21 protein-coding genes and 3 pseudogenes are annotated in these 24,279 nt (G+C 67.5%); 7 read left to right on the top strand and 17 right to left on the bottom strand.

Annotation, left to right across the window (positions count from 1 at the left end; genetic code table 11):
- Positions 1–60 precede the first annotated feature (60 nt).
- From OH809_RS38760 to OH809_RS38745, 4 genes are all read right to left on the bottom strand, one after another.
- Positions 61–444: a hypothetical protein gene (locus tag OH809_RS38760; protein WP_406416480.1), complete on the bottom strand. Its 384-nt coding sequence runs from the start codon at positions 442–444 to the stop codon at positions 61–63.
- 67 nt (positions 445–511) lie between these two features.
- Positions 512–901, bottom strand: a complete 390-nt coding sequence (locus OH809_RS38755) for a hypothetical protein (protein WP_406416481.1) — start codon at positions 899–901, stop codon at positions 512–514.
- Positions 898–1,275: a hypothetical protein gene (locus OH809_RS38750; protein ID WP_406416483.1), complete on the bottom strand. Its 378-nt coding sequence runs from the start codon at positions 1,273–1,275 to the stop codon at positions 898–900. The genes OH809_RS38755 and OH809_RS38750 overlap by 4 nt, the downstream gene beginning before the upstream one ends.
- A 338-nt stretch (positions 1,276–1,613) precedes the next feature.
- Positions 1,614–2,222, bottom strand: a complete 609-nt coding sequence (locus OH809_RS38745; protein ID WP_406416484.1) for a hypothetical protein — start codon at positions 2,220–2,222, stop codon at positions 1,614–1,616.
- Positions 2,223–2,659: 437 nt separating this feature from the next.
- Here OH809_RS38745 and OH809_RS38740 point away from each other — a divergent pair.
- A pseudogene (locus tag OH809_RS38740) lies at positions 2,660–3,772 on the top strand (IS110 family transposase); the annotation flags it as partial.
- Between the two features lie 75 nt (positions 3,773–3,847).
- Here the strand turns inward: OH809_RS38740 and ltrA are convergent.
- Complete coding sequence (ltrA, locus tag OH809_RS38735) at positions 3,848–5,110, bottom strand: group II intron reverse transcriptase/maturase (protein WP_406516137.1); 1,263 nt, start codon at positions 5,108–5,110, stop codon at positions 3,848–3,850.
- 1,774 nt (positions 5,111–6,884) lie between these two features.
- Here ltrA and OH809_RS38730 point away from each other — a divergent pair.
- From OH809_RS38730 to OH809_RS38720, 3 genes are all read left to right on the top strand, one after another.
- Positions 6,885–7,082: a hypothetical protein gene (locus tag OH809_RS38730; protein ID WP_266753797.1), complete on the top strand. Its 198-nt coding sequence runs from the start codon at positions 6,885–6,887 to the stop codon at positions 7,080–7,082.
- Between the two features lie 311 nt (positions 7,083–7,393).
- Entirely contained in the window at positions 7,394–7,684 is a 291-nt protein-coding gene (locus OH809_RS38725; protein ID WP_406416488.1) for a hypothetical protein, read from the top strand.
- Between the two features lie 29 nt (positions 7,685–7,713).
- Positions 7,714–8,124 (top strand): hypothetical protein, encoded by a 411-nt coding sequence (locus OH809_RS38720; RefSeq protein WP_406416489.1) that lies wholly within the window; start codon positions 7,714–7,716, stop codon positions 8,122–8,124.
- A gap of 371 nt (positions 8,125–8,495) precedes the next feature.
- On the opposite strand, the gene OH809_RS38715 is transcribed toward OH809_RS38720, so the two are convergent.
- Positions 8,496–8,717 (bottom strand): hypothetical protein, encoded by a 222-nt coding sequence (locus tag OH809_RS38715; protein WP_406416491.1) that lies wholly within the window; start codon positions 8,715–8,717, stop codon positions 8,496–8,498.
- A gap of 175 nt (positions 8,718–8,892) precedes the next feature.
- Between OH809_RS38715 and OH809_RS38710 the strand changes: the two genes are divergently transcribed.
- The gene (locus OH809_RS38710; protein ID WP_406416492.1) at positions 8,893–9,120 is read left to right on the top strand and encodes a DUF6207 family protein; all 228 of its coding nucleotides are present in this window, start codon (positions 8,893–8,895) and stop codon (positions 9,118–9,120) included.
- 4 nt (positions 9,121–9,124) lie between these two features.
- On the opposite strand, the pseudogene OH809_RS38705 reads toward OH809_RS38710, so the two are convergent.
- Positions 9,125–9,508, bottom strand: a pseudogene (locus OH809_RS38705) (Ku protein); the annotation flags it as partial.
- Between the two features lie 213 nt (positions 9,509–9,721).
- On the opposite strand from OH809_RS38705, the gene OH809_RS38700 reads away from it, so the two are divergent.
- Positions 9,722–10,483 carry a GNAT family N-acetyltransferase gene (locus OH809_RS38700; protein WP_406516136.1) on the top strand — a complete coding sequence of 254 codons (762 nt, stop codon included), beginning with the start codon at positions 9,722–9,724 and terminating at the stop codon, positions 10,481–10,483.
- 25 nt (positions 10,484–10,508) lie between these two features.
- On the opposite strand, the gene OH809_RS38695 is transcribed toward OH809_RS38700, so the two are convergent.
- From OH809_RS38695 to OH809_RS38650, 10 genes and pseudogenes are all read right to left on the bottom strand, one after another.
- Positions 10,509–11,207, bottom strand: coding sequence for an alpha/beta fold hydrolase (locus OH809_RS38695; RefSeq protein ID WP_406416495.1), 699 nt, complete (start codon positions 11,205–11,207; stop codon positions 10,509–10,511).
- A 46-nt stretch (positions 11,208–11,253) separates the two neighbouring features.
- Positions 11,254–12,876 (bottom strand): alpha/beta fold hydrolase, encoded by a 1,623-nt coding sequence (locus tag OH809_RS38690; RefSeq protein WP_406416496.1) that lies wholly within the window; start codon positions 12,874–12,876, stop codon positions 11,254–11,256.
- 5 nt (positions 12,877–12,881) lie between these two features.
- A complete protein-coding gene (locus OH809_RS38685; protein ID WP_406516135.1) occupies positions 12,882–14,627 on the bottom strand; it encodes a hypothetical protein in 1,746 nt (581 codons plus the stop codon).
- 126 nt (positions 14,628–14,753) lie between these two features.
- A pseudogene (locus OH809_RS38680) lies at positions 14,754–15,308 on the bottom strand (IS701 family transposase); the annotation flags it as partial.
- A gap of 66 nt (positions 15,309–15,374) precedes the next feature.
- On the bottom strand, positions 15,375–17,330 hold the full coding sequence (locus OH809_RS38675) for a right-handed parallel beta-helix repeat-containing protein (protein WP_406516134.1): 1,956 nt from the start codon (positions 17,328–17,330) through the stop codon (positions 15,375–15,377).
- Between the two features lie 196 nt (positions 17,331–17,526).
- Positions 17,527–17,664: a hypothetical protein gene (locus OH809_RS38670; RefSeq protein WP_406416501.1), complete on the bottom strand. Its 138-nt coding sequence runs from the start codon at positions 17,662–17,664 to the stop codon at positions 17,527–17,529.
- Positions 17,661–19,697, bottom strand: a complete 2,037-nt coding sequence (locus tag OH809_RS38665) for a hypothetical protein (protein ID WP_406416502.1) — start codon at positions 19,695–19,697, stop codon at positions 17,661–17,663. The genes OH809_RS38670 and OH809_RS38665 overlap by 4 nt, the downstream gene beginning before the upstream one ends.
- Positions 19,698–19,741: 44 nt before the next feature.
- Positions 19,742–20,596, bottom strand: a complete 855-nt coding sequence (locus tag OH809_RS38660) for a carbohydrate ABC transporter permease (RefSeq protein WP_406424737.1) — start codon at positions 20,594–20,596, stop codon at positions 19,742–19,744.
- Positions 20,597–20,705: 109 nt separating this feature from the next.
- The gene (locus OH809_RS38655; protein WP_406416504.1) at positions 20,706–21,620 is read right to left on the bottom strand and encodes a carbohydrate ABC transporter permease; all 915 of its coding nucleotides are present in this window, start codon (positions 21,618–21,620) and stop codon (positions 20,706–20,708) included.
- A complete protein-coding gene (locus tag OH809_RS38650; RefSeq protein ID WP_406416506.1) occupies positions 21,617–22,978 on the bottom strand; it encodes an ABC transporter substrate-binding protein in 1,362 nt (453 codons plus the stop codon). The genes OH809_RS38655 and OH809_RS38650 overlap by 4 nt, the downstream gene beginning before the upstream one ends.
- A 334-nt stretch (positions 22,979–23,312) precedes the next feature.
- On the opposite strand from OH809_RS38650, the gene OH809_RS38645 reads away from it, so the two are divergent.
- Positions 23,313–24,101 carry a FadR/GntR family transcriptional regulator gene (locus OH809_RS38645; protein WP_406416507.1) on the top strand — a complete coding sequence of 263 codons (789 nt, stop codon included), beginning with the start codon at positions 23,313–23,315 and terminating at the stop codon, positions 24,099–24,101.
- Positions 24,102–24,279 lie beyond the last annotated feature (178 nt).

The following is a 24,279-nucleotide window of genomic DNA, read 5'->3' as shown; positions in this document are numbered from 1 at the left end:
AAGCTGTCCTATTTCCGTCCCCGTGGTCTGGCCGTGCCCGTGAGGCAGGCACAGGTGTAGTCAGCCCCAGTCGCCGTTGATCCACGCGAGCAGGCGGGCGCGCTTCTTGTAGGAGCAAGGAGCGTAGACAGCGCCGGACGTGACGTACGTTTCGGACCCGCCCCGCAGGTCGTACCCGTAGTCGCTGGGGCCGTATTCGCCGTCGCGGTAGCCGTCCATGTCGTCGGCCCAGTCGAGGAGACCGAAGTCGAGGTTGAGGTTCTCGAGGTACCGGTTGGGGTCGGCCGGTTCTACCGGTGTGGGACGACCGTTTGCCCCGGCGGTGAGCCGGTCTTCGAGGCAGCCGTCGGAGCGCACGGGCTGTCCCAGCCACCACCCGGCCAGGAACACGGCGTACAAAGTGGTGGCGGCGCCGAGGCGGCGCAGGGTTATCCAGGCAGGCATCCGGGGAGTGTCGCACGACACGAGGTCGGCGCCCGCGTCGGCGGACACACCAGGCCACACCGCCTCTCTACCGCCAGTGGCCCTCGAACCACGCTCGCATGCGGGGGCGTTCGCTCGTGTCGTTGGTGCAGGCGACGGCATAGTCGGTGACCGTTTGGGACCACCTGGCGTCGGCGCCCCCACGGGGGTTGTAGGGGGGTTTGTAGGCCGGGTCCGGCGTCGGGTCGAGCGGGAGGGGGGACTTCGAGTCGTACCGTGACGGGTACGCCGTCGGCGTCGGAGTGGGTGTGGGGGATGGTTCGGTTTCGTACTCCTCGGCGATCCGGTCGAGGGCGGCCTGGTCGACGTGGCATTCGGGGGTGACGGGCTGACCCAGGTACCAGCCCGCAACGAACACGCCGTAGATCGCGGCGGCGGCGCCGAGGCGGCGCGGGGTGACCCAGCGGGGGGTGTTCACCGGCGGCCCCGTTCCAGAACACGGGCGGCGTCCCGTAGCGCCTGGACAGCGGCTTCGGCGTCCTTGGCCCGGCTGTCACGGATGAACTGGCAGGCGGTCGAGAGCGACTCCTCCCGCATGGCGGCCTCATTCCCCATGGTCGCGGAAGAGCCGGTGCACACGCCGGGCAACGGGTCCCCGGTCATGGACTGGTTCCCGGTGCCGTGGCGGGGGCCGACCAAGTGCTCGACGACGATGTTGTCCGCGTCCGCGCTGCCGCTCTGGCCGGCGGCGAGGGTGAACCCGGCGCCGAACGCGGCGGCGGTGAAGGCCGCCCCGATTCCGAGGGCGGCGCGGAGGCTGACCCGGCGTATGTCGGGCGGTGTTGTGCTCATGCCGAAGGACCCTACCCGCAGGTGTAGACCTATCTGCCGGTATGTGTGTCCCTCGACACGCGGCCGGCTATGCGACATCCCGCGGGTTCGTCCTGGCTGTCATCTCCCGTTGCCGCAGGTCAGCCCGGCAGACGGGAGCGATGGATCCGCATAGATCATGATGGACCTTCGGGATTCCTGAAGAACCATCATGACTCCTGCACAGACGCACAGGCCGAGGGCGACGAGGTGCCTGGTCAGGCCCCGTGCCGAGGAACCGAGGGGCACGGCGAACCCGCGGGATGTCGCACAAACGCCGCCGTCTGCCAGCTCGCGCAGAACCAGTTTCGCCAGGCGGTCTACGCCGGGACAAGGACGGTAAGCCATTCCGCTTCGCGTGGCCGGTACCCGTAACGATCCCCCAATCCCGACACGATCGCCGGGACGTGGCCGGCCCCGTAGACGACGGCCACCCGGATCTGCTCGTCGCCGCGCTCCGCGTGGATCTCGCCGAGCGCGGCGAGCAACCGCTGGTCGCGCCGACCGGTCATCGCGTGCCCCACAGGATCGTCGGCCATCATCTCCGCCCGCAGCGTCGACGGCAGATCCTCGACCACCAGGTCCTCATCGAGGAAGGCGCGCGGACCGCGCAGCGCGAACACCAGGCCCATCACGGGAGCCGCGACCATGAGCAGCAGGTACGTCCACCGCGGCAGCGTCTTCAGGTCCGCGATCGCCTCCGCCGCGGTCACATCCGGGTTGATAACCGGCACGCCCTCGGGAAGCAGCAGCTCCTCGCGCTGCTCCTGCAGGCCGTTGCGCCGTCGGCGTGGGGTGAACCGGTAAGCAAGCGTGAGGGCACTCACTCCGACCGACTTCCCTCGGATTCCCTCGATGACTATGAGGTCGCATTCCCTGAGCCTGATGCGGACCTGGGAGTAGAACGCCGGCGAAGCCACATGCAGCATCGGGAAGATCACAAACTCAAGTGGCGTTCCTGTCCGCCTCATGGTGATCACAGCAGATCGGACGGCATAACCGGTCACCTCGATAATCTGCATGATTCCCCCGCGAACCTCGCCCGGTTTCTCTTCCACCCGTACCAGGACACGAGCCCGCCCAGGGCCGCGGTTCCCCCCCGTTATGTTTTTCGCGGTCCTGCAACGGGACCGCTGGCCTCCGGGCCCGGCATGACTGTTGCCCCCTGTCGAAGGCATGACCTGGGGGGTGGTGTCACCGAGCCCGGAGGTGTCGTCACAGACGCTGATGAGAGGTCCGGCCACTGTCCGGTCCGGCGCAACGCCGGGCAGTTCGCGGGCGGCAGGTCTGCATAACGTGGATGCGCGAGCACGACACCGAAGCCGAGGCCGGCACTGAGAACACCCCTTGGAAAGAGGGAGTAACGATGTTCGATACGACCGAGGTGGGCGTCTTCCTGGGCCTGGACGTCGGCAAGAGCACCCATCACGGGCACGGGCTGACCCCGGCGGGGAAGAAGGTCTTCGACAAGCCGCTGCCCAACAGTGAACCCAGACTGCGGGCCGTCTTCGACAAGCTCACGGCGAAGTTCGGCACCGTGCTGGTGATCGTGGACCAGCCCGCCTCCATCGGCGCCCTCCCGCTGACCGTCGCCCGAGACGCCGGCTGCAAGGTCGCCTACCTGCCCGGCCTGGCCATGCGGCGGATCGCCGATCTCTACCCGGGCGAGGCCAAGACCGACGCGAAAGACGCCGCGGTCATCGCGGACGCCGCCCGCACCATGCCCCACACCCTGCGCACCCTGGAGCTGACCGACGAGATCACCGCCGAGCTGACCGTGCTCGTCGGCTTCGACCAGGACCTCGCCGCCGAGGCCACCCGCACCTCCAACCGGATACGTGGCCTGCTCACCCAGTTCCACCCCAGCCTCGAACGCGTCCTCGGGCCTCGCCTGGACCACCAGGCCGTCACCTGGCTGCTGGAGCGCCACGGATCCCCGGCCGCCCTGCGCAAAGCCGGCCGCCGCAGGCTCGCCGAGCTCATCCGCCCCAAGGCCCCGCGCATGGCCACCCGGCTGATTGACGACGTCTTCGACGCCCTCGACGAACAGACCGTCGTCGTCCCGGGCACCGGCACCCTCGACGTCGTGATCCCCTCCCTGGCCCGCTCGCTCGGCGCCGTCCACGAACAACGCCGAGCCCTGGAAACCCAGATCAGCACCCTGCTGGAATCCCACCCTCTTTCCCAGGTCCTGACCTCGATGCCCGGCGTCGGCGTCAGGACCGCCGCAGTCCTGCTGACCACCGTCGGCGACGGCACCAGCTTCCCCACCGCCGCCCACCTCGCCTCCTACGCCGGCCTCGCCCCCACCACCAAGCAATCCGGCACCTCGATCCACGGCGAACACGCACCCCGAGGCGGAAACCGGCAACTCAAACGTGCAATGTTCCTCTCCGCCTTCGCCTGCATGAACGCCGATCCCGCCTCCCGCACCTACTACGACCGCCAACGAGCCCGAGGGAAAACCCGCCGAGTAGCCGAGGGGAGTCTCACCCCCCGGCTCTCACAGATCCGTGCGTAACAGTCTCCCGTTACACGGCTCTTGTCGTTCTGATCACCAACCTGATGCGGCCACCGTCGTGCAGCGCCAGTGCGTGAACATGCGGGGATACCGCTGAGCAATCTCCCGCAGCTTCGCAAGGGCCTTCCGCAGCGGCGCGAGCCGTTCGTACTTCTGGCGGATCCAACGCACCAAGTAGGCGTTGATGCGCTTCAAGAAGCGGGTCAACTCGCTCGGCCTGAACCGGCCGTAGTAGTTGATCCACCCCGCCACCACAGGATTGATCCTGCGGGCAAGGTCGGTGAAGGACAGATCCGAGCGCGTGTGCAGGTGCCAGGACCGCACCTCGCCGCTGATCTTCTTCAGAGCATCCTTGCTGATGCCGGGGTCGAACGACAAGAAGAGCTTGCCGTTGCGATCCTGACTGCACCTGGCGCGAAAGGTGAACCCGAGGAATGTGAATGCCGTGGCTCCGAAGGAGCCTCGGCGCTTCCCGTCCTTGCAGTACACGATCCGGGTCTTGTCCGGATGCAGTCGCAATCCGACCTCGGCCATCCTGTTCTCCAGAGCGGACAGCACCTTGACGGCCTGCCGCTCCGAGACGCAGTGCAGTACCGCGTCGTCCGCATACCGTTCGAACCAGACGGTGGGGAACTCCCGGTCCATCCAGAGATCGAACGCATAGTGCAGGAACAGGTTCGCCAGGACAGGCGAGACCGGAGCCCCTTGCGGGGTCCCGCACTCGCGGTCCAGCAGGGAACCGTCGGGCATCTTGAGCGGGGCAGCAAGCCACCGCTCCACATACAACTTCACCCAAACGGCATCAGTGTGAGCTTCCACCGCCTTGACGAGGAGGTCCCAGGGCACGCTGTCGAAGAACTTGGCGATGTCGAACTCCACCACCCAGTCCCGTTTCCGGCAGCGTTCTCTGCAACGCTCCACCGCATTCAGCGCAGACCGCCCGGGCCGGTATCCAAAGGAATCTTGGTGGAAAACAGGCTCCACCCTTCGCATCAGATGCCTGGCCACCACGGTCTGAGCCACACGGTCGGCGACTGCGGGAATGCCGAGCATTCTCACGCCGCCGCCATGAGGCTTCGGAATCTCCACCGCACGCACGGGAGGAGGGAAGTATGAGCCCGATGACATCCGGTTCCAGACCTTATAGAGGTTGTTCCTCAGGTCCTTCTCAAAGTCGTCAATGCTCTGCCCATCCACTCCGGGTGCGCCCTTGTTCGCTCTGACTTCCTCCCACGCCTCCTTGACTTCCCACTTCGAGATATCGAACGGTTTGACTGGCGACTTCAACTGGTCCATCGGACTCCTCCCGGATAGCTCCGGTTGATACGACACACTCAGTCACGAACGACCCGGTCCCTTCGCTCCACCCCCGTTACAGGGGCTTCACCACTACTACGGACCGGTCCGCCGGCATGTCCCGCCCCGGTACTCAACCCCTCACGGTTTCGGCCGCTTGGAGCACTCCCTGTCGCCCGCCCAGAAAGGCGGACAGTGTCGGGACACGCCTTCTCCTGTTCCATGCGAAAGCAGCAGACTGGGCTCACGTCACCTGCATGCCGGACATCACCTGGCCAATAGACGGGCACCCGCCAGGCTTATCCCGGAGCTGGGTATACACCCCGGTTTCGATGCCATCTGAAGGTCTTACGACACGTCAGCAGTGATTCGATTGCACTCGTCTTCCCAGTCCCCACCTGACACCTCTTGGATGCCTTTTCCTCATCGCTCACCACGACGGTCTTCAGCCAACGCAGCATGAGGCGGTTTGAAGCCTCCCCCCGCAGGGCGACTCCGAAGGGCCACACCTTCATCTCTCGCACAGCATCGCTTCTGGGAGCTGCCCTACAAACAGATCCCTTTCGCGTTCAGGACACAAACACCCAGGCCCTCCTCCGCCTCGCCCGCCAGCGCATCAGCGTCCTGTTCGCCATGCTCCGCGACGGAACCTTCTACGAACCCCGAACCCCCGCCGTCACCCTCGCTGCATGACCAACCCAAACAGCCACAAACCAGGCGGCATGACCTTGACGAAGAACATAGAGGCACCCCCCCGGCGCAAGCCGTGCCACCGGGCAGTGGGGTATCGAGCAGGCACTCCCGCGACACCACCTGGCCGCTGACCACCCTCGACAGCACGTGATCAAACCGGCCACAACGCGAAAACGACGCAGCCCTGGTCCAGTTGTGCGACATCCCGCGGGTTCGCCGTGCCCCTCGGTTCCTCGGCACGGGGCCTGACCAGGCACCTCGTCGCCCTCGGCCTGTGCGTCTGTGCAGGAGTCATGATGGTTCTTCAGGAATCCCGAACGTCCATCATGATCTATGCGGATCCATCGCTCCCGTCTGCCGGGCTGACCTGCGGCAACGGGAGATGACAGCCAGGACGAACCCGCGGGATGTCGCATATCACCCGCCGGAAGTCATGGCGGACGACGGCCGACGGCTGACACCGCAACCTCAAGATTCCCGACAGCACATCAGCGCGGCTTCGCCGTGCGCCGGGGGCACAGTAAATGCGCCGTCGTACGTCTTCAGGTCGCTTGTCCGCCCTGCCGGCGAGACGGCCGTATCCGGATCATGGAACTGTTCGTTCCGGACGAGACCGATGACTCTGTGATGCCTCCGAGCTCGCACGACAGCATGGTACTGAGGGCCGTCCACGGGAACCGTGGAGTGTTGCCATGAGCACGCGCGTCAGACTCTTCGCACTGCCTTGGCCCTCCCGGAACGGCACCACGACCCCGAAGAATCGGACGGGAACGGAGCCGAGGCCATGGACGTCCTGCACGAACGCTGCGCCGGCATCGACATCAGCACCCAATCCAGTCGCCGCAGGTCACGACGGTCGGAGGCGCTCGGCGCCACCAGGCCGCTCTGCCAATGAAGTTAGTCGTCGCAGGTCGGAGACTTCCGCTCGGCTGACTTCATTGGCAACGGACACCCACCGACGGACGCCCGGATTCGGCAGCCTGGAGACGGCCAGTTACGTACTGACGCCGCCCAACTCGCCTTCATAGGCTCCTAGTCGGCCTATCCGCCTGTTTCAGGAGGTGTCGTGCAACCCCACACGATGTACTGCTACACCTGCGAGACCGATGAAAATCACCGCCCCCTCACCCCCACGGAGAAGGGCTGGCTCAAGAACCGCACCGGCATGAAGAACGTCGAAGCGTTCTTCATGTGCACGGCACAGGGCTGCCGCAACCTGCGCACCGGCTTCAACCAGCACCCCTTCGACCCAGTCATCCGCGTTCCCCTGCCCGACTGACCCCCCTCGCGGCGCAGTCGTACCGCGGCAGTGGCCGTGGCCCCGAAGACGGTTGTCTTCGGGGCCACGGTTCCTCCAGGTGCCCGGCGGCGGCCCGCCGCCGGACCGGTGGTTGGTCAGCGCGTAATGATGGCGGCGGCGATCGCGATGACGGCGGCTAAACGGCATCCCGCCCGTGGAGCAGTCCCGGACCTGAGCCTGTGCCCCAAAGCACCAGTGTTCTTGCATGCCGGAACGCTGGCGGCTTCGTGTGCGCCGCAGGGACCGGGCCCTAGGGTGAGGCGCACACGGTCATGGATGAAGGGGGACTCATGGACCAGGACGCGTACGGCCTGGCTCTGAGGATTGCTCAGGCCCGCGGCTGGGACTGCCGGCCACAGGGATTCGGAGCTTCGCAGGCCCGGCTGCTGGTGGAGAGCGAAGAGCGCTGGCTTGGTATCACGCTGGCGCCCGACGACCTGGTGCTCCTGGCGGCCGGGCACGTCGTGGACGGAACGCCCGGCAACCCCGAGGTGGAGACGTCGGCGACGGGGTCAGACCTGGAGTCGCTGCTCGCCGAACTGGATCTGCTGTGGCAGAGGCTGGCAGGGCAGAAAGCTTGAGGTCGCCGCACAGCCGGTGGGAGTACGCGGTGTCAGCAGCCGACCAGCTCTTGCTGTGGCACGGGCGCACCCGTCCGGGCCTGCTGGACGAACCGCTCCGGACCAGGGCGGCGGTACTGCTGGGCGCCTGCCTTGCAGACCGCGCGACGGCCGCCGGCCTGGACGGTGCGGCGGTTGCCGAGGTCCGGCTCACTGATGCCGCGGGCGTGCTGGAGAGGTACGTCGCGTCCGCGCTGGAGTCCTGCAGGACGGTCCCGGGCAGTGTCGGCGAGGACGTTGTCGACGAGCTGCTGAATGCGTACGGACAGCCGCTGTTCGAGGAGGCCCGCCAGACGGTGCGCGAGACCCTGGCGCACCACATGGCCGACAGCGGTCCGCACGTCCGCATTGTTGACCGGCGTCAGGCCCTGCTCGACAACCGGGGGCTGCAGTCGTCGTGACTCATGACGGCGAGGAATCGGATGGTGCGTCGTCCGTGCGGCCAGTTCCGAGAGTGCGGCGTGGGCTCTGTGGGGCCGGGATGGGGGCCCCAAGCACTCCACGGGCCCGCAACTCGCTGAGGTCTGGGAGATGGACGCCGGGCAGTCCGTCGAGAAGGTCGGCCTCGGCGACACGGACGCTATGAGCGGGAGCCTCGGGGCCTGAGCCAAGGGTGCGGCGGTCGGTCACGATGATCATCGTAAGGGCCCGAGGTCGCGCCTCTGGTCGCACCGGAAGCCGTCGCCGAGGACGGCTCCGCAGGGCCCTGACCTGGGGGCCAAGGGTGCGTTTGGTGAGCTCGCCGGACGCCGACTACTTCCCTGGGAGCCCTCTACGCGGCGGCCCACTCGTGTGGCTGGCCCCCTCGCCACTCCACCCATGAGGGGTCGTCGAGAAGGGGACCCGGGTCATCGAGCCCGGCTCGTCGCAGGAACTCGATGACGTCGACATCGCTGTACGCGATCCCGAGGATGTGCGTCTTGCCGCCGCTGCGGACGGAGACGCGGCGGCCGCCGTCGGCACTGATGTGGTCGACGATGACGGACGGGCTCATTCCTCCACGGTGCGCCCGGCCCCGTAGCGATGCCACCGTTCACGGCGATACCGCACAACTCCGCTGAGCCTGGCCAATCCGGCGGTTACGCCCCCACCTGCCTCTGGAGTGCTCGTATGGGTGGAACTGTAACCAGCGGTGAACTGTCTGCCATCGTCGGAGCGTCGGCCCGGTCATGGAACAGATCGACCCTTTTCACGTCTCGGAACCGGGCCTGCTGGTCGTTGACCTCACCGCGGCGGACGAAGAGACCGTCCAGGCCGCGATCGATGCGCTCGGTCGGCGCTGGGCAACGTCGGGCGGTGGCCGGGTTCGCCGTGTCCCTGGCGAGCCTGGGGTGACGGCGAGGCTGTATGCAGATATCCGCCGCCCTGGGTCCGAGGGCGCTGCGGCGCCGGACTGACTGCTCAATCCCCTCGCCCCGCACGGGCCGCCTGGACGCTCTCCTCCAGCGCCGCCAACAGATCCACCGGCGCCGCCGGCCCCACGGGCTCGACCAGCTCGCCGCCGCTGAGTTTCACCGTGACCAGCTGCTCCAGGGCGTGTCCGTACCCATCCTGCAGCTCGCTCTCCTCGATGCCGGGCAGTGATCCGATCAACGTCTCAGCGAGTTCGAGCTCCCGGTCCGTGACGGGCGCGGACGGAGCGAGATCACCGGGGTCACGCAGCTCGTCGGCCCAGAGCAGGGTCTGGACAACGAGCACGCCATGCCGTGGACGCAGCAGCGCCAGGCGCTCCCGGCTCCTGATGGCGATCTTGGAAACGCCCACGAATCCGGTTCGGGCGAGGGCTTCGACGAGTACTGGCGATCCCGGTTATCCATAGCTGCGGAATGGGCCGCCGGTCGGTCCATCTGCCAGGAATGATCGGGGCCGGGCGGGAGTAACTCTCGGTCGAGGTCACGACGGTCGGCCGTACGCAGCGGCGTGGTGCGGGCGATCAGCCGCAGCTGTCCGTCGGCGTCGCGGCCACGCGGCAAAGTGGCCAGGGACACCAGTGCTTCGGTGACCCCGCCGATGATGCCTTCGGCGGTGGTGCGGGAGCGGACCTTGATCCTCCTCTGCACCAAGTCAAGCCAGGCGAACCCTGAAGGCGGGGGCAGAGCAGACGAGGGCACCGAGGTGGCAGCGTTGATCATCATCTCGGCTGTAAGACAGAGATCCTGGAGCTACGGTGCAGTGGTGAGCAACGACTCTCTCCTGGGCCGCACCGTCCGCCTCATCCCACTGTCCGTCGGTCATGCCGAAGCGCTGTTCGCTTCTGCGTCGGATCCCGAGGTATGGCGATGGATGCCCCGGCCCCGCCCCGACTCTCTGATACAGATGCGGGCGTTGATCAGCCAGATGCTGGAGGATCCGGCCCGACGGTGCTTCGCAGTTCAACGCCTGGCGGACGAGGCGGTGGTCGGCTCGACCAGCCTGTATGCGCTTGATCTTGCCGAGGGGCGTGCTGAAATTGGCGCTACCTGGTTCGATCGTTCGTGCTGGGGCGGCCCCTACAACGCCGAATCCAAGCTGCTGCTGTTCGGGCATGCCTTCGATGATCTGGGCCTGGTCAGGATTGCCTTGCGCACCGACAACCTCAACGTCCGTTCCCAGCAGGCCCTGACGCGGCTGGGGCTCGTGTACGAGGGGACGTTGCGCAGCCACATGATGCGCCAGGACGGCACTCGTCGGGACTCGCTGTACTACAGCGTGCTTGCGGACGAGTGGCCTGCCGTGCGCGACAAGCTGCTCGCCAGGATCGCGGCCAAGTCCACCGCCTGATACGCAGCTGCCTGTACCTGCGACATCAACGAGCGGTTGTGACTCCTTCATCGGGCTGGCGCGGGGTGTTGGCGACGAGCAGTTCCTGCAGGAGTTCAACGATGAGATCGGGCTGTCCGACGAACGGGGAGTGGCCCGTCTGCCAGTCGCGCACGTCGGTGCAGCGCGAGGCCATCGTCCGCTGCAGGGCCGGGTCGATGGCCCGGTCCTGCGCGCAAACAGCGTAGGTGGTGGGAGCATGCTTCCAGCTGCGGCGCTCTGGGATCCCTCGCCCGCAGCCGGGGGCTTGCGCACGCAGGAGGCCAACCGCCCAGGCGGCGAGAGGTTCGGGACAGTCGCCGTAGAGGGTGCCGGCAGCCCGGTCGGGGTGCAGGCTGGTCGAGCCGTCGGGCTCAGGGTTGATCGCGTCCTGGAGCTGCGGAGACGCGCCACCCAGACCGGCCGCGCTCTCGCCGACATCCGGCACGAAGGCCGCCAGATAGACCAGGTGTCCCGCCCTGCGCAGCCCAGTGATCACTGAGCCGCCGTAGGAGTGACCGAGCACAATCGGCGGCTCCGGTAGCGAGTCGATGACAGCCTGGACCGCGGCTGTGTCAGCCGGCAATGAGCCCCGGTGGAGCTCGGGAACGACGACCTCGGTTCCTGCGGTTCGCAAGCTTTCTGCCACCAGGGAGAAGTGTTCGGGACGGTGATACAGGCCATGAACGAGCACCACGGCGGCCAAACGCACGCCTCCTCGGGTCGGTGTCAGACGAGTGATCCAGGGCCGGTCAGCCGTATCGTTGCAGCAATCCGTCCACGTACGCCTCCAGCCGCTCTCCCAGCACCTCGGACGTCAGATCGACCCGCCCCAGTTCACGCCACGGCCCGGCCAGCTTCGCCGCGTCGGGGCAGTAGTGCAGGGCGTCGAGCAGCCGCCAGTACAAGTGGTCGGGGTCGTCGGCGAGGTCCCGGCCGCCGTGGGCCTCGTACCGCTCGCGGAAGCCCAGCCCGTACGCCGGCCCGTGCAGCAGCGCGAGCGCGGTCGAGCAGTGCGCCACGTCCAGGTCGGCAGGTCCCCACGAGGTCTCGACCCAGTCCACGACACCGGTGATCCGCAGCCCCTGCCCGGCTCCCGTGAAAAGCACGTTCCCGGGGTGGAAATCGCGGTGCAGGAAGCACCCTTCGTATGGCGGCGGGTCGCGGCGGATCACGTCCACGGCCCGCTCCCACAGAGAACCGTCCGGGGTGCGGACGCGCTCCGGGGACGTCCACGCCTGGTACGTGCGCGGTCTTTCGTCCGGTACGACGCCGTGTACGCGGACGAGCTGGGCCGCGAGCAGGTCCAGGCGACGGTCGAGGTCCTCCTCGTCCACGCGGACGCGGCCGGGCAACGCGGACATCAACAGGGTCGGGTGGTCGCAGTGTTCGGCCGTGGCGTCCACAGCGACGAACCCGGGAGCCGGGATGCCTTCATGCCCGGCGAGCAGCGCCAGGACGTCCGCCTCGCGGGCCAGCAGCCCGGGCCCGTGGTGGCGGAAGAACGGCTTCACGAAGGTCCGTTGCACCAGGTCCGTGCCGTCGTCGAGCGTGAGCCAGCGCATCTGGGAGCTCCAGCCACCGGACAGGAGGCGCAAGTCGGTGACCGACCGGCCGTTGCCGAGCTGCTTGGCCACCCACGCACGCGTGGCCGTCCAGCCACGGTCGTCGGGGCCGGTCAGCACCGCCTCCACGAACTCCCGCCGGTCGTCGCCGTGATCGCGGAACCACATGCCCAGCTGGTGCTGCGCGTCCGGAAGGTCGAACCGCGTGTACTGGGCGCGCGCGGCCAGCGCATCCTGTACCGCCTCGGTCACCGCGGGCGGGATCACCGCGTCCGTGCCCGGCACAGCGAGCACCGCCCGGCCCTCGTACACCCGCAGCACCTCAAGCGCGGGCGCCTCCCGCCAGCCGTCCGGCCGCCGGATGATCCCGCTGAACCGGCCGTTCCCGTCCCCGAAGGGGACATCCCACGCCTCGGCCGTGTACACGGCGGGCGCGCACAGCCCCAGCGCCGCCACTCGATCCCCGTAATGCCGGACGAGATCGGCCACCGTCTGCCCGCTCATGCTGAACCCCACCAGGACCAGCGGCCCGTCCGCCCCCGCGTACGCATCGATCACCGCGACGGCCTGCTCGAACCGTCGCCGCAGGCTTAACTCGCTCAGTTTGCCGGTGCTTTCGCCGTGCCCGGAGAAGTCGAAGGCGACCCCTCGACAGCCGTGGGCTACGAACTCCCGCACCAGCGGAAGCAGTCGCTCCGTGCTGCTGGTGCCTGCGCCATGCAGCACCACGGCGGTGCCCCCGACAGGATCACCGCCGTACACACCGCTGAGTCGTTCACCGTCGTGGTCGTGCGTGAAGTCGAAGAGCATGTCCCCTATTCACTCACGCCGTGGCCTCCGTTCTTCGAGAGTGTCACCGCAAGCATCCGACCCTGGTCTCTGCTCTTCGAGCGGCGGCTGAGTTCGGCGGCGTACTGCGCGCGGGGGCCGCCCGCGGCGGCGGCCCAGCCAGTGGCCGCTCCGATGGAGACGCCGAGGACCTCGCTGAGGACGGCGGGGGGCATCTGCGCCGCGAGGTCCATCAGTGCGCTGTTGCGTTCGCGCCGGGAAGGCAGGCCGTAGGACGCGAGGCGCGTGCGCAGTTGGCGGGGGCTGCGAGGGCGGCCCGGGCGGGTGCCGGGCAGGAGCCAGGAGTGGTCGGTGCTCCGGCCGAGCGCGAGGGCACCGTCGCGGTCTTCGGCGAGGTGGATCAGGAGCTGGTCCAGCGGTGGGGGTACGGCGACAGGGTGGGGGCCGAGGGCGAGACGGACGCCTTCGTCGGTGGTGAGGACCTGGCCGGTGGTGAGGCCGGCAATCTTGGTGAGGGGCTGGCCGTAAAGGAGTACAAGGAGGCCCGCGACGCGGTCGACAGCGGCGATGGAGTCGTCGTGCAGGAAGCGGTGGACCAGGCGCCAGCGGTCGGCGTCATCGGGCAGCGTCCGGTACGGCCTGCCGCTGGGCATCGGCGGGAAGGCGACCGGGCGTCGGATGTGGTTGTGGCGGGCTGCCCACCGGACGAAGCCGCGGGCCTTGAACCGCATCACGGTGCCCTCGGCGAGCCAGGTGTCGATGTCGTGCTGGCTGCAGGCGGCGAGCGGGGCACCGTGCTCGCGCAGCCACTGGAGGAACTGGGCGGACTGGGCGAGGCAGTAGCGGACGTCGGCCGCGGTGTAGGGCGACAGGGGGCGGCCGGGGTGGTGCTTGCGGCGCAGGCGGCGCAGATAGTGCCAGGTGACGAAGGCGTGCAGGAGTCGGCGCTCGACAGGATCGGTGGTGTTCTTGAGGAACTGGGAGACCCAGTGTTCCAGCGCGGCGAGTTGCTCGTCGCGTTCGGGCAGCACGTGGGTGGCGACGAGGATCATGCGGAGCAGGCGGGTGCGGTCGGCCGGAGCGAGCTGGTCGAGCATGTCGTGGGTGACCGGCACGCCGGCGTCGCGGATCTGGCTGAGCAGCGCGGCCCGCCCGGGTTTGTTCAGCCACTCCAGTACCGAGGACGGCTTGCCGCCGGCCAGAGCGCGGAAGACGGGTTCCAGGCCCGGGGCCACGATGCCGTGGTCGTCGCCGAGGAGTTCGCGCAGACGGGCGGGTGCGGCGCAGGTTTCGCACAGGCCGTGGCGTGCGGGGATCGCGATCATGCCGCACCCCGGGCACGGCTGCCTGCGGGTGGGGTCGTTGCGGTAACAGGGCTCGCATACCGCATCGCCGCTGGTCCGACGTGTGCTGACGCGGGTCTCGTGCCCGCACCGGGCGCAGGTCTTGATGATGACGTGGCACGAGCGGCACAAGGGCTCGCCCTCGGCGGTTCGGGTGACGACGCGTCGGCGCCGGCCGCAGCCGCTGCACTCCTCCGGCCGGCGGGAACACTCCGGGCACCGGGGCGCGTCGGTGTCCGCGCGGTAGCACGGGGTCATCCGCCCGCAGACGGAGCAGAGAGCGACGGGGAGCCGTACGCATGCGAAGCACACGCCCGCATGGTCGCCGGTCTGGAGGATCTCCACGTCCTTGTCCCGATCGCTCATCGGTAGCAGGCGCAGCAGGGCGAACGCGTTCGCCATGCCCAAGTAGGCCAGTCGCAGCAGCACGGTTGGTCATCATGCCGCGTTGATCGATAGCCGCGGAGCGGCGCAGACTCGACCGACCGCGCTCGACATCCCGTACACCCCGCACACCAGCTCCGACCAGGTCGGATGAGGTTATCGGCAAGCGCAGCGTTGCAGCATCCACTTGAAGTGCTCGTTCTTGGTCGCGAAGGGGACTTTGTCGTCGATCCCGGCCGCGCGGCAGCGGTCACGGTCATCCGTCCAGGAGACAGGGATGTAGAGCTCGCGGTCGATCAACGCCCGCCCCCTGGAGGAGGCGTAGGCCAGGAATGGTCCGATCTGACTGTTCTCCGTGCGGCCAGCTGTGCCGGTGTACTGACGCTGGACGCCGGCGGACTTGGTGCCCTTCTTCAGGAAGCCGGTGTCGTCGCCGATCAGCACCGCATCCTTGGCACCGATGGTCTCCACGACGAAGTCCCGCACATCGTCGCGGACCGCGTTCTCGTCCCAGTCGGAGTGGTTGAGCAGGCGCTGGACGCCGTCGGGGCCCAGCCCGACCTGCTCCGACAGCGTCCACCCGTTCTTTTTCTCAAGCGGCGCGAGCAACCCGTTCAGGTAGTCCAACGCCCGCTCGCGGGGCTCCGACCTGCCGAAACGATGGGCGAACCGGGCATGGAACCCGGCTATCCCCTCGGACCACGACTCGACCTGCTCAACCGTCAACGATTCATCGCACAGTCGGAACAACGAGCCACTCCGGCACCTGTCACGGCAGATGCGGTTGCAGTACTAAGCCCCGCTCCGGCAGAGTTCGGGAGCCGCGTCGCTTGGCGAAAGCAGGTCTGCGTAGTCAGGCTCGAGCCCGGAGTTCGCAGCGATCCGGCATGCCCTAGCCGGCCACTCACCATTCTGCACGGCGGTGTTGTTCTTCATCGTGATGTTCCTGCCGTTGTTCCGCATGAACGGCTGGTCGGTGTAGTTATCGGCAACGAGAAGGTCGTGAATCGAGGATGTCCAAATGTGTAGCCAGATAGGAACATCTTGCACGACGTTGTCCGTCCATTCCTGATAGGCGCTGGCTTCATCCGGGTAAAGGCCACCATAATTGCCTGCGACATGGTCAATGTAGTTGCCGCTGACCTGTGTCCCAGGCTGCGCTGAGAGAGCGTAGATGCCGGCGCCGTCGCGTAGCGTCTTCATCACGTCGAATATCCGGTTGTCGCGTATCTGATTGTCGCGGCTGGTGGTCGGCGTGTCGTAGACGGGCAAACCATTATTGCCCGGGTAGTTGGGGTTTCCGCCCGCATCGAACAGGCCCCAGCCCCAGCCGACGGAGATTCCGGTGTAGGGGAGGTCGAACACCTCATTGTGCGCGACCGTGGTGTGCGTGGTGTACCCGACGAAGATTCCGACCGCGTCCGCATTCTCGACGGCGACTCTGGCAACCACGTTACTGCTGACGGTGTTGTCTTTGACGATCTGTCGTGGGTCACCGGGATGGTGATCCACCTTCATGGTGCCGCCGACCTGGATGCCGGTCGAGGAGATGTCCTCGAAGCGGTTCCCCACGACCTGGCTGCCTTGACTACCAGTTTCGAGATTGACACCGGCCGCGCCGAGATGAGTGAACGTGTTGCGGCGCAACTCGATTCCCCGCGCGTTCTGGAAAACCAGCGCTGCCGGCGTCTGAACCCAATTCGGCATGGTTTGATTGAAGACGGGGTTGTCGGAGCCTACGATCCGGAAACCCGCCTGGACCACGGCATAACCCTCGTCAGTGTTCGGCGCCAGCCACGTGGCGTGCGCGAATGTGATTCCCTCGAACCGCACATCGCGAAGAGGCTCATCCAACGTGCCCTCCCCACGCACCAACGTCTGCAGGACGGGCGCCACGACATCGGCGGTGGAGATGTCCTCGTCGGCCTTGGGGATGTAGTAAAGCCGACCAGCCTGCCTGTCGAGGTACCACTCGCCCGGCAGGTCGAGCAGCTCATAGGCGTTTTCGATCCAGGACGGCAGCCCCATGCCGAACTGCAGGCTCGCGTTGTGCCAGCAGGGCTGCTGCATGGTGATCGTGGTCTCCTTGACGGAAGCGACCGGGCAGCGGAATTGCTTCCATTCCCGCCGGCTGACCACCTCGATGTCCGACGGGTTCCGCCACGACGCCATCGTCGCGTCGGGCGCGATGTAGCCGGTGCTCGTCTTGGTGAAGCCCTGCGGGTTCATCGGGCCGCGGGCGCGGGTCACACGCCTGCCATCCACGTACAGCTGGCGCGTCTTGAGGTCGCCGACGTCGGCCGCCCAGATCTTCTTCGTCTGGTCGACGAGGTGCCAGCCGGTGATCTGGCGTCCACTGCTGACGACCGGGTGTTGGCCAGGCACGTTGCGCCAGATCACGTGGTGCCCGTTCCTGCCGCTGTCGCGGGGGTCGAAGTCCAAAGGACGGGTCAAGCGGTAGGTCCCCCCGTACAAGAAAACGGTCACATCCTTCGCCGCGGCCACGTGCGGGTCGACCGATCGGGCCGCCTGCTGGGCCCGCTCCAGCGTTCGGAACGGCTTGGCCGACGTACCAATGTCCGTGTCGCTGCCGTCGGGCGAGACATAGAAGACCGTCCGTCCCTCGCCCACCACCGGACCGGTACTCGCCACCGCCGACGCTGCGGTGAGGGCCGTAAGACCCACGAGGACGCTCGTGATCCACACAAGCCAGCATTGATGAACGATCCTGCGTCTAGGGACCATCATGCGAGTTCCTTTCCTGTGCACTTTCAGCTTCTTCCTTGCCGACTGCGAAAACGTTGCGCTTGCCGAAAACCTCATCCGCCCAGCTCAGGGCATGTTGGGACTCGTGGAGGACGCCGAGTCGTTTGCGTCGTCGCTGGTGTTGAACGCGATCGGACTACTGAGGGAGTAGGTACCTCCTTGTGTGTGTTCCGTCTTGTCAAGGCCACGGCGTGGGCCACTGACGGGCCCGGACCGCGGCGGCCTCGACACCCGGCCAGACGGCGGCGAGGAGCCGGAGGTACTCCTCCCGGCGCTCGGGCCGCAGCCTGGTGGTCTGCGCGACGCGCCGCCTCACCTCGCATCCCGTCCTTCCGGAGCAGTTCCCCGGCCGGGTGGGGCGAACGGCGTGCGGTAGCTCGGGGTCTGGGTGCGCAGCTCTATCCCGAGCGTGAGCCGGATGCGGGTGGAGGCCGGGAGCCGGACCGTGAGCCAGGGGCTGTTGGGTGATGCTGCGGCTTCGGTGACCGTCGGCTCGCCATGGCCGTAGTCGTACATGTCCCCGACCCAGGAGTCATCCGGGCAGACCGTGTACCGCACCGACCTGAGGGTGTGCTCAGCGAAGGCGCCGGCCTGCACGATCACCGTCCGCGGGGACTCGGGGTCGACGTTGACCAGTTCGACGGTGGTCGCGTCGGGGTCGATGGAACTCACCAGCGCGGCCACGGACGGCGGCAGCCCCGCGCGGCACGCGTCGGCGTCGTAGTAGCGCACACGGGCCTGCTGGAGGCCGCCGTTGTACACGACCTGCGGTCCACCCCACGTCAGCTGGACTAGGGCCTCGGTGACGACAGGGTTCGACTGCTGCCACAGGTGGATGTCGGCCTCGGGGACGTCCACGTCGCGGTAGCGGTCCATACGGGCCAGCCGGTGCCGCACCTGCGCCTGGGCCGCGGCCAGGATCCGCTCGGGGTACGCCGGGTTGTCGCCCGCCAGGAACGCGAACCAGGGCTCCTCGTGCCCGGCCTCCTCCTTGAGGCGGTACGGGCGTACGGTGCGCCAGTCGACACCGGCGGCCTCGCGCAGGTGCTCCAGCCGGGACCCGTCGGCGTCGGACATCGTGTGGTGCCACAGCGCCATGGGTACGGCGGTGGTGACGGGGTTGTAGTCGAACCAGCCGGAGTCGCGGTATCGGAAGGGCACGTGCAGCGTGGGTGTGTGGATGTCCTCGCCGAGCTGGACGAGCCAGCGGGAGGCGAGGCTGGAGTCGGCCTCGGTGAAGGCCATGACCTTTCCGTTGTCGAGGAGGGTGTCGAGTCCGGTGGCGACCATGGACAGGAAGCTGTCGTCGCCGGTGACCGTGGCCGCGGCGAGTGCCGCCACGCATGCCGCATGGCCTACGCTGTGCCAGCCGTGCGGCCATGACCAGCCGTAGTGCCCGCCGTACCAGCGGCCGTCGAGGAGGCTGCCGACCTCGCCGTCGGGTCCGACATTGTCCGGGATGAGTCCGCCGTTGGCCTCCGTGCGTTCCCGCCACGCCCCGACGTACTGGACGATCCAGTCGCGGTAGCGGTCCTCGCCAGTCAGGACCCAGGCGTTGAGGACCAGCCCGGTGGCGGCGAGGTTGACGGCGGTGTCGCCGAAGCCTATCCGGTCGCGCATCGCCTTGCCCAGGCGAGGATCCTCGGACAGCGCGGGCGGGGCGCACACCGCGCCGGCCAGCCATTGCTGCTGACCGCCGGCCGGTGCGAGCCAGTCGAGCGGGAAGCCGTACAGCTCGGCCTCCTTGGGCAGCCAGGGGTAGGCGTGGCCGTCGAAGAGGCCCTGCCGGTCCGCGTCGCTGCCGTTGTGGGGGCGGGTGATGATGCGGTGTACGGGGTCGTAGTTGCCCTTCGCCGGATCCACGTACAACTCGGCGAAACGCAGGGCCCGTTCGGACCAGTCGTCGGGGTCGGCCATGCACAGGAAGTAGAGCAGCAGCAGGCTCTCGCCCTGGTGGAACCAGTCGTAGCCGCGCTCGTACTCCTCCTGGAGCATGCCGAGGTCGGTCAGCTGGCGGGTGACGCCCTCCCAGTGCTTCTCGCTGGCGGCCAGCAGGTCGTCCGCGCCGCCGAGAAGGTAGAGCTGTGGCCAGTTGAAGAAGACCTCGTAGAAGTCGTCGACGCCGTCGCGGGTGGTGAGCCGGCCGTTGTAGTTGAGGCGTCCGTCCGGGCCGGTGAAGTCCCGGGCGAAGCGCCGCCAGGCGTGGTCGAGCAGGTCGAAGAGCGCGCGTTGGGCGACGGCCCAGCCGGGGGGTTCGAGGAGCGGGACGGTCGCGTTCACCTCGGGTGGCGGCAGCGGGGAGCCGGGGGTGCCCTCGCCGGAGGTGCGGTCGGCAGGGCCGATGGTCATGGGGAGAGCTCCGTTCGGGGAGTGGGTGACGCGGAGGACCGCGGTCATTCCTTGGTGGCGCCGGCGAGCATTCCGGTGACCAGGAAGCGCTGGGAGAAGAGGAAGACGATCAGCACGGGGGTGATGGCGATCAAGGTGGCCAGGGCCAGCTGAGGCCGCTCGATCGCGAGGGAGCCGACCGTCGGGTTGAACGACGGCACGTTGCTGAGCAGCGTGCCCACCCCGACCTGCACCGGCATCTGGTCGCTCTCGGGAAGCATCACGTACGGGAGGAAGTAGTTGGTCCAGTTTGCGACGAAGCTGAAGAACCCGACGAGCGCGATGACCGGGGTCGCCAGTGGCAGGGCGACATGGCGGAACACCCCGAACTCCGTACAGCCGTCCATCCGGGCCGCTGCCAGTAGATCGCTGGGGACGGCGGTCGTGAAGTAGATGTACGTCAGGTAGACGCCGAAGGGGTAGAACGAGTACGGCAGGATGATCGACCACATCGTGCCGACCAACCGGACCGCGTTGATCTCCAGGAACAGCGGCACCACCAGGGTGGCGTTCGGCATCAGCATGACGATGAGCGTGGAGATCAGCAGGACGCGCCGGCCGCGGAACTCGGTCATCGCCAGCGCGTAGCCGGCCGGTACGGCGACGCAGAGCGTGATCACCAGGGAGATTCCCGCGTAGAGCACCGAGTTGCGCAGCCACAGCGTGATTGCGTTGTCCTGGAATCCGGAAAGTGCGTGCCAGTTGGCCTTGAGCGCGTGCCAGGATCCGAAGGAGAGCGGGTTGCCGTGGACGAGTTGTTGGTCCGTTTTGGTGGCCGCGAGGAGTAGCCAGAGCACCGGCAGGACGAAGAACACCAGGAAGGCGGCCAGTACCGCTCCGGCCAGCAGCCGGGAGGCCAGGTGCCGTGCCGGGGCGCGACGTCGGCGGGACGGCTCGGGGTTCACCGGATCCATGGCTTGGTGTCCGGGGCGGGGCCCGACGGCCGCGGTGGCGGGCCGGGCGGGGGATTTATTCGGCATCGAAGAACCCCGACCGTGCGACGAAGAGCGCGGCTGCCGACGCACTGACGACGAGGAGCTCGACGGAGACGGCGGCGGCACCGTTGATGTTGTTCATCCGGAAGGCGAAGTCGTACGAGAGCTGGTTCAGGGAGTAGTCGCGGCCGGCCACGCCCACGCTGGCGAGCGACAGCAGTTGCGGCTCGACGAAGAGCTGCGCGCCGCCCGCGAAGGCGAGGATCACCATGTAGACGATCCACTTGCGCAGCATGGGGATCTGCACCCGCCAGGCCGTCTGCCACGCGCCCGCGCCGTCGATGCGGGCGGCCTCCATCACGTCGGTGGGAATGTTGTTGAGCGCGCCATAGATGACGACGATCCATCCGCCCGCGCCGGTCCAGAAGGCGATGACGGTGAACAGCAACGGCAGGTGTCCGGGGGCGATGACCTCGCCGAAGGTGTCGTAGCCCAGGGCGCCGAGCAGTGAACTGACCGGGCTCACCGTGGGATCGAGCATGAACAGCCACACCAGGACACTGGCGGCACCGGCGAGCGCTCCCGGAATGTAGTATAGGAACCGGAGTGTCCTGCTCGCGCCGCCGGATGCCAGCCGGTGCAGCAGCAACGCCAGCCCGACCACGAAGACCACGAGCGAGACGAGCCAGAAGACCAGGTAGACCGCGACGTGCCCGAGAGCCGGCACGAACCGGAAGTCCTGTGCCGTGGTGAGGAAGTTGCCGAGGCCGCTGAAGGTGCCCCCGGCGTTGGTGAAGGCGAAGTAGATGGCGTAGGCGGTCGGGATGATACCGAGGGCGATCAGCAGGACCACGTAGCCCGCGACGAAGGCCATGCCGGCCCGGCTCTGCCGCGCGGCACCGCGGCGGCACCGCGCGGCAGAGCCGGCCGGGAAGTGGGTGAGGGTCACTGGGACACCTTGTATCCGTCGGACTCGGCGTACTTGACGATGGCGTCCTGCCAGGCGGGGAGCAGCGAGACGATGGTCTTGCCCTGGGTGAGGCCGGGCTTGACCGTGGCAGCCCAGATCGCCTCCTGGCTGAACTGACCGGAACCCCAACCCGACCACACCTGGGTCGAGGCGTCCTGCAGCACGCTGATGTCGCCCGCGTAGTAGCCGGAGGCGTTCTGCTTTTTCAGCCAGGTCTCGGCCGCGGGCGCGTACGCCGGGAAGGTGGGTGCCTTCTCGCCCTGGTAGGCGTTGTCGGTCGTGACCCAAGTGAGGAAGTCGGTGGCGGCCTTGAGGTGCGCCGAGTGGCTGGAGAGCAGCCAGGTGCCGCCGCCCACGTTGCCGGTGGACGGCGAGGTCTCACCGCTCCACTGCGGCATGGGGGCCGCCGCGATCCGCTTGGCCGAGGTCTTGAAGGTGTCCTTGAACAGCGCGCCGCCGTACCAGGCCGGGCCGGGCATCATCAGGACCTTGTCGGCCTTGTTCTTGCCGAAGTCGGTGCTGAAGACCCCGCTGATCGACATGGACTTCGCCCTGATCAGGTCGTCCATGAGCTTGGCCATCTTGGTGCAGTTCTCACTGGTGGTGTTCACCGAGACGGACTTGGCACCGGTGATGTCGTTGGCGCCGCACTTGCTCGCCCACAGGTAGATGTCCGGTGTGAAGGCGTCGCCCGCGTCGCCCACGAGGTAGTCCGGATGCTCGGCGGCCACCTTCAGGCCGAGCTTGCGGTACTCCTCCCAGGTCGTCGGCACCGTATAGCCGAACTTCTTCATCAGCGGCGCGTTGTACCAGAGCACGGCCTGCGAGAGGTCGTTGCGCAGGCAGTAGAGCTTCCCGTCGACCGTGCAGACGTCGTTGGCGCCCTTGGCGAACTTCCCGAGCGTCGCCTCGGGGATCAGCCCCTTGTTGAGCGGGGCCACGAAGTTCGCGTCGACCGCCCAGGTCGCCTCGCTGTTCAGCGTGCTGAAGACGACGTCCGGCCATCCCTTGCCGGTTCGGTTGAACAACTGCACCTTTGTCTGCAGGTAGTTCGACCCATTGGCGTCACCGTCGTACGTGACGATGTCTATCTTCACCTTTGGGTGCAACTGCTGGTACTGCTTGGCGGCGGCCAGCCGGACCGAGTCCACCCAGACGGTCAGCGTCCCGTCCGTTTGCGGGACCTGGTTGAAGCCGTCCTTGCCGCTGGTACTCCCCCCGTTGGCACCACAGGCCGAGGCGGTCAGGAGCACCGAGGCCACACAGCCGGCGAACAGCGCAGAAGGTCTCCTGGCGAACGCCCTTCGCCTGGTGGCGGAAGGCTGTCTTACGGTCATGAGTCACTCCACTGCGTCGTGGGCGGCCGTGCATGAGCCGGGCGGCGCGGGCGGACGGTCCTGCAGCCGTGGGCGGCGACACCGCGCCGCAGGGCTACTCGCACACGGCGCCGTCCGCTCGGGTTACGCAAAGCAATTAGGCGCCTCATCCTGCGCCGGGTCAAGGGATGTGCACTCACGATTTTCGCGATTCTTAGCCAACGGCCGAAGAGAAAATGCACCTTTTATCGGGTGAAGGAGGCTATTTGCGCTGCCTTTGTTAGCGTATGCTGTGGTCGTCTCGAAAAATAAGTACGACTCATTTTGAGGATTTCATCAACAGGGGGAATGGCGGATGAAGGAGATGCCCGCGGCCGAGGCGACACCGACGCCCGGTGTTGCGGTGGCTCCGGCGGAAGGCGGGCGGGAGTCAACCGGCTACCGGCCCGGATACGAGATGGTCGCGGAGCAGATCCTCGAATTCATCGGCTCGTCGCGTCTGGAGGCGGGTGATCGGCTGCCCACGGAGGTCGATCTCGCCCGGCAGCTGCATACGAGCAGGGCGGTCGTGCGGGAGGCCGTCAAAATCCTCTCCGCGCTGGGCCGCGTCCGCGCGCAGAAGGGACGTGGCCTCTACGTCGCGGACGACGAGGGCATGTTGACCGCGAGCCGTTGGGGAGGGTTCTTCCGGCCCACCGACCTCGATCACATCTTCATGCTGTTCGAGTTCCGCAGAGTGCAGGAGACGGCGGCCAGCAGACTGGCGGCTACCCGTGCCACCCCCGCCGAACTGCGGGCCATCGAAGTCGCCGTCGAGACCTGCCGCTATGGGTTCGTCCATGGCCAGGTGGAGATCTTCAACCAGGCGGACGACGACTTCCACGCCAGTGTCGCGGCAGCCTCACACAACGACTTCCTCGTCGATGCTGTACGCGACGCCCGGCGGCTGCAGCGACAGTCCAGCGCCATAGGCATGCACGACATCCTCGGCGAACACGCCGAGGCCGCCGTCGAGGAGCACGCGGCGATCTACGAAGCCATCCGTGACGGACAGCCGGAGGCCGCGGCCGAGGCGACCGCGGTGCACCTCGACAAGACATTGGAGGACTACCGGCGCGAGATCCAGCGCCGCCTGTTCGGGTAGCGGTTCAGGCCACCTCGTCGCCCTCGCCCGAACAGCGTGCACACTACGAACGCAGCATCGCGGCCGAGCGCAGCGAAGGGATCGCCGCAACATCCGGCCGCGGGCCGACGGCACCATCGTCGACTGGGGACGCGAACGGCTGCTGGCCATCGGGGCCTGGCTGGACGTCGACGGGCAG

This window comes from Streptomyces sp. NBC_00873 (genome assembly GCF_045207415.1).
Lineage (GTDB): Bacteria > Actinomycetota > Actinomycetes > Streptomycetales > Streptomycetaceae > Streptomyces.
The sequence above is the reverse complement of the archived record's forward strand: the minus strand, read 5'-3'. Positions and strand labels throughout refer to the sequence as shown.

Excerpts from the sequence above, each read along its gene's own strand:
- OH809_RS38645 (WP_406416507.1), top strand. The coding sequence starts at position 23,313 with ATGAAGGAGATGCCCGCGGCCGAGGCGACACCGACGCCCGGTGTTGCG.
- OH809_RS38690 (WP_406416496.1), bottom strand. The coding sequence starts at position 12,876 with ATGCTCTTCGACTTCACGCACGACCACGACGGTGAACGACTCAGCGGT.
- OH809_RS38675 (WP_406516134.1), bottom strand. The coding sequence starts at position 17,330 with ATGATGGTCCCTAGACGCAGGATCGTTCATCAATGCTGGCTTGTGTGG.
- OH809_RS38730 (WP_266753797.1), top strand. The coding sequence starts at position 6,885 with ATGTACTGCTACACCTGCGAGACCGATGAAAATCACCGCCCCCTCACC.
- OH809_RS38715 (WP_406416491.1), bottom strand. The coding sequence starts at position 8,717 with ATGAGCCCGTCCGTCATCGTCGACCACATCAGTGCCGACGGCGGCCGC.
- OH809_RS38650 (WP_406416506.1), bottom strand. The coding sequence starts at position 22,978 with ATGACCGTAAGACAGCCTTCCGCCACCAGGCGAAGGGCGTTCGCCAGG.
- ltrA (WP_406516137.1), bottom strand. The coding sequence starts at position 5,110 with ATGGACCAGTTGAAGTCGCCAGTCAAACCGTTCGATATCTCGAAGTGG.
- OH809_RS38710 (WP_406416492.1), top strand. The coding sequence starts at position 8,893 with ATGGAACAGATCGACCCTTTTCACGTCTCGGAACCGGGCCTGCTGGTC.
- OH809_RS38725 (WP_406416488.1), top strand. The coding sequence starts at position 7,394 with ATGGACCAGGACGCGTACGGCCTGGCTCTGAGGATTGCTCAGGCCCGC.
- OH809_RS38750 (WP_406416483.1), bottom strand. The coding sequence starts at position 1,275 with ATGAGCACAACACCGCCCGACATACGCCGGGTCAGCCTCCGCGCCGCC.
- OH809_RS38665 (WP_406416502.1), bottom strand. The coding sequence starts at position 19,697 with ATGACCATCGGCCCTGCCGACCGCACCTCCGGCGAGGGCACCCCCGGC.
- OH809_RS38745 (WP_406416484.1), bottom strand. The coding sequence starts at position 2,222 with ATGCTGCATGTGGCTTCGCCGGCGTTCTACTCCCAGGTCCGCATCAGG.
- OH809_RS38760 (WP_406416480.1), bottom strand. The coding sequence starts at position 444 with ATGCCTGCCTGGATAACCCTGCGCCGCCTCGGCGCCGCCACCACTTTG.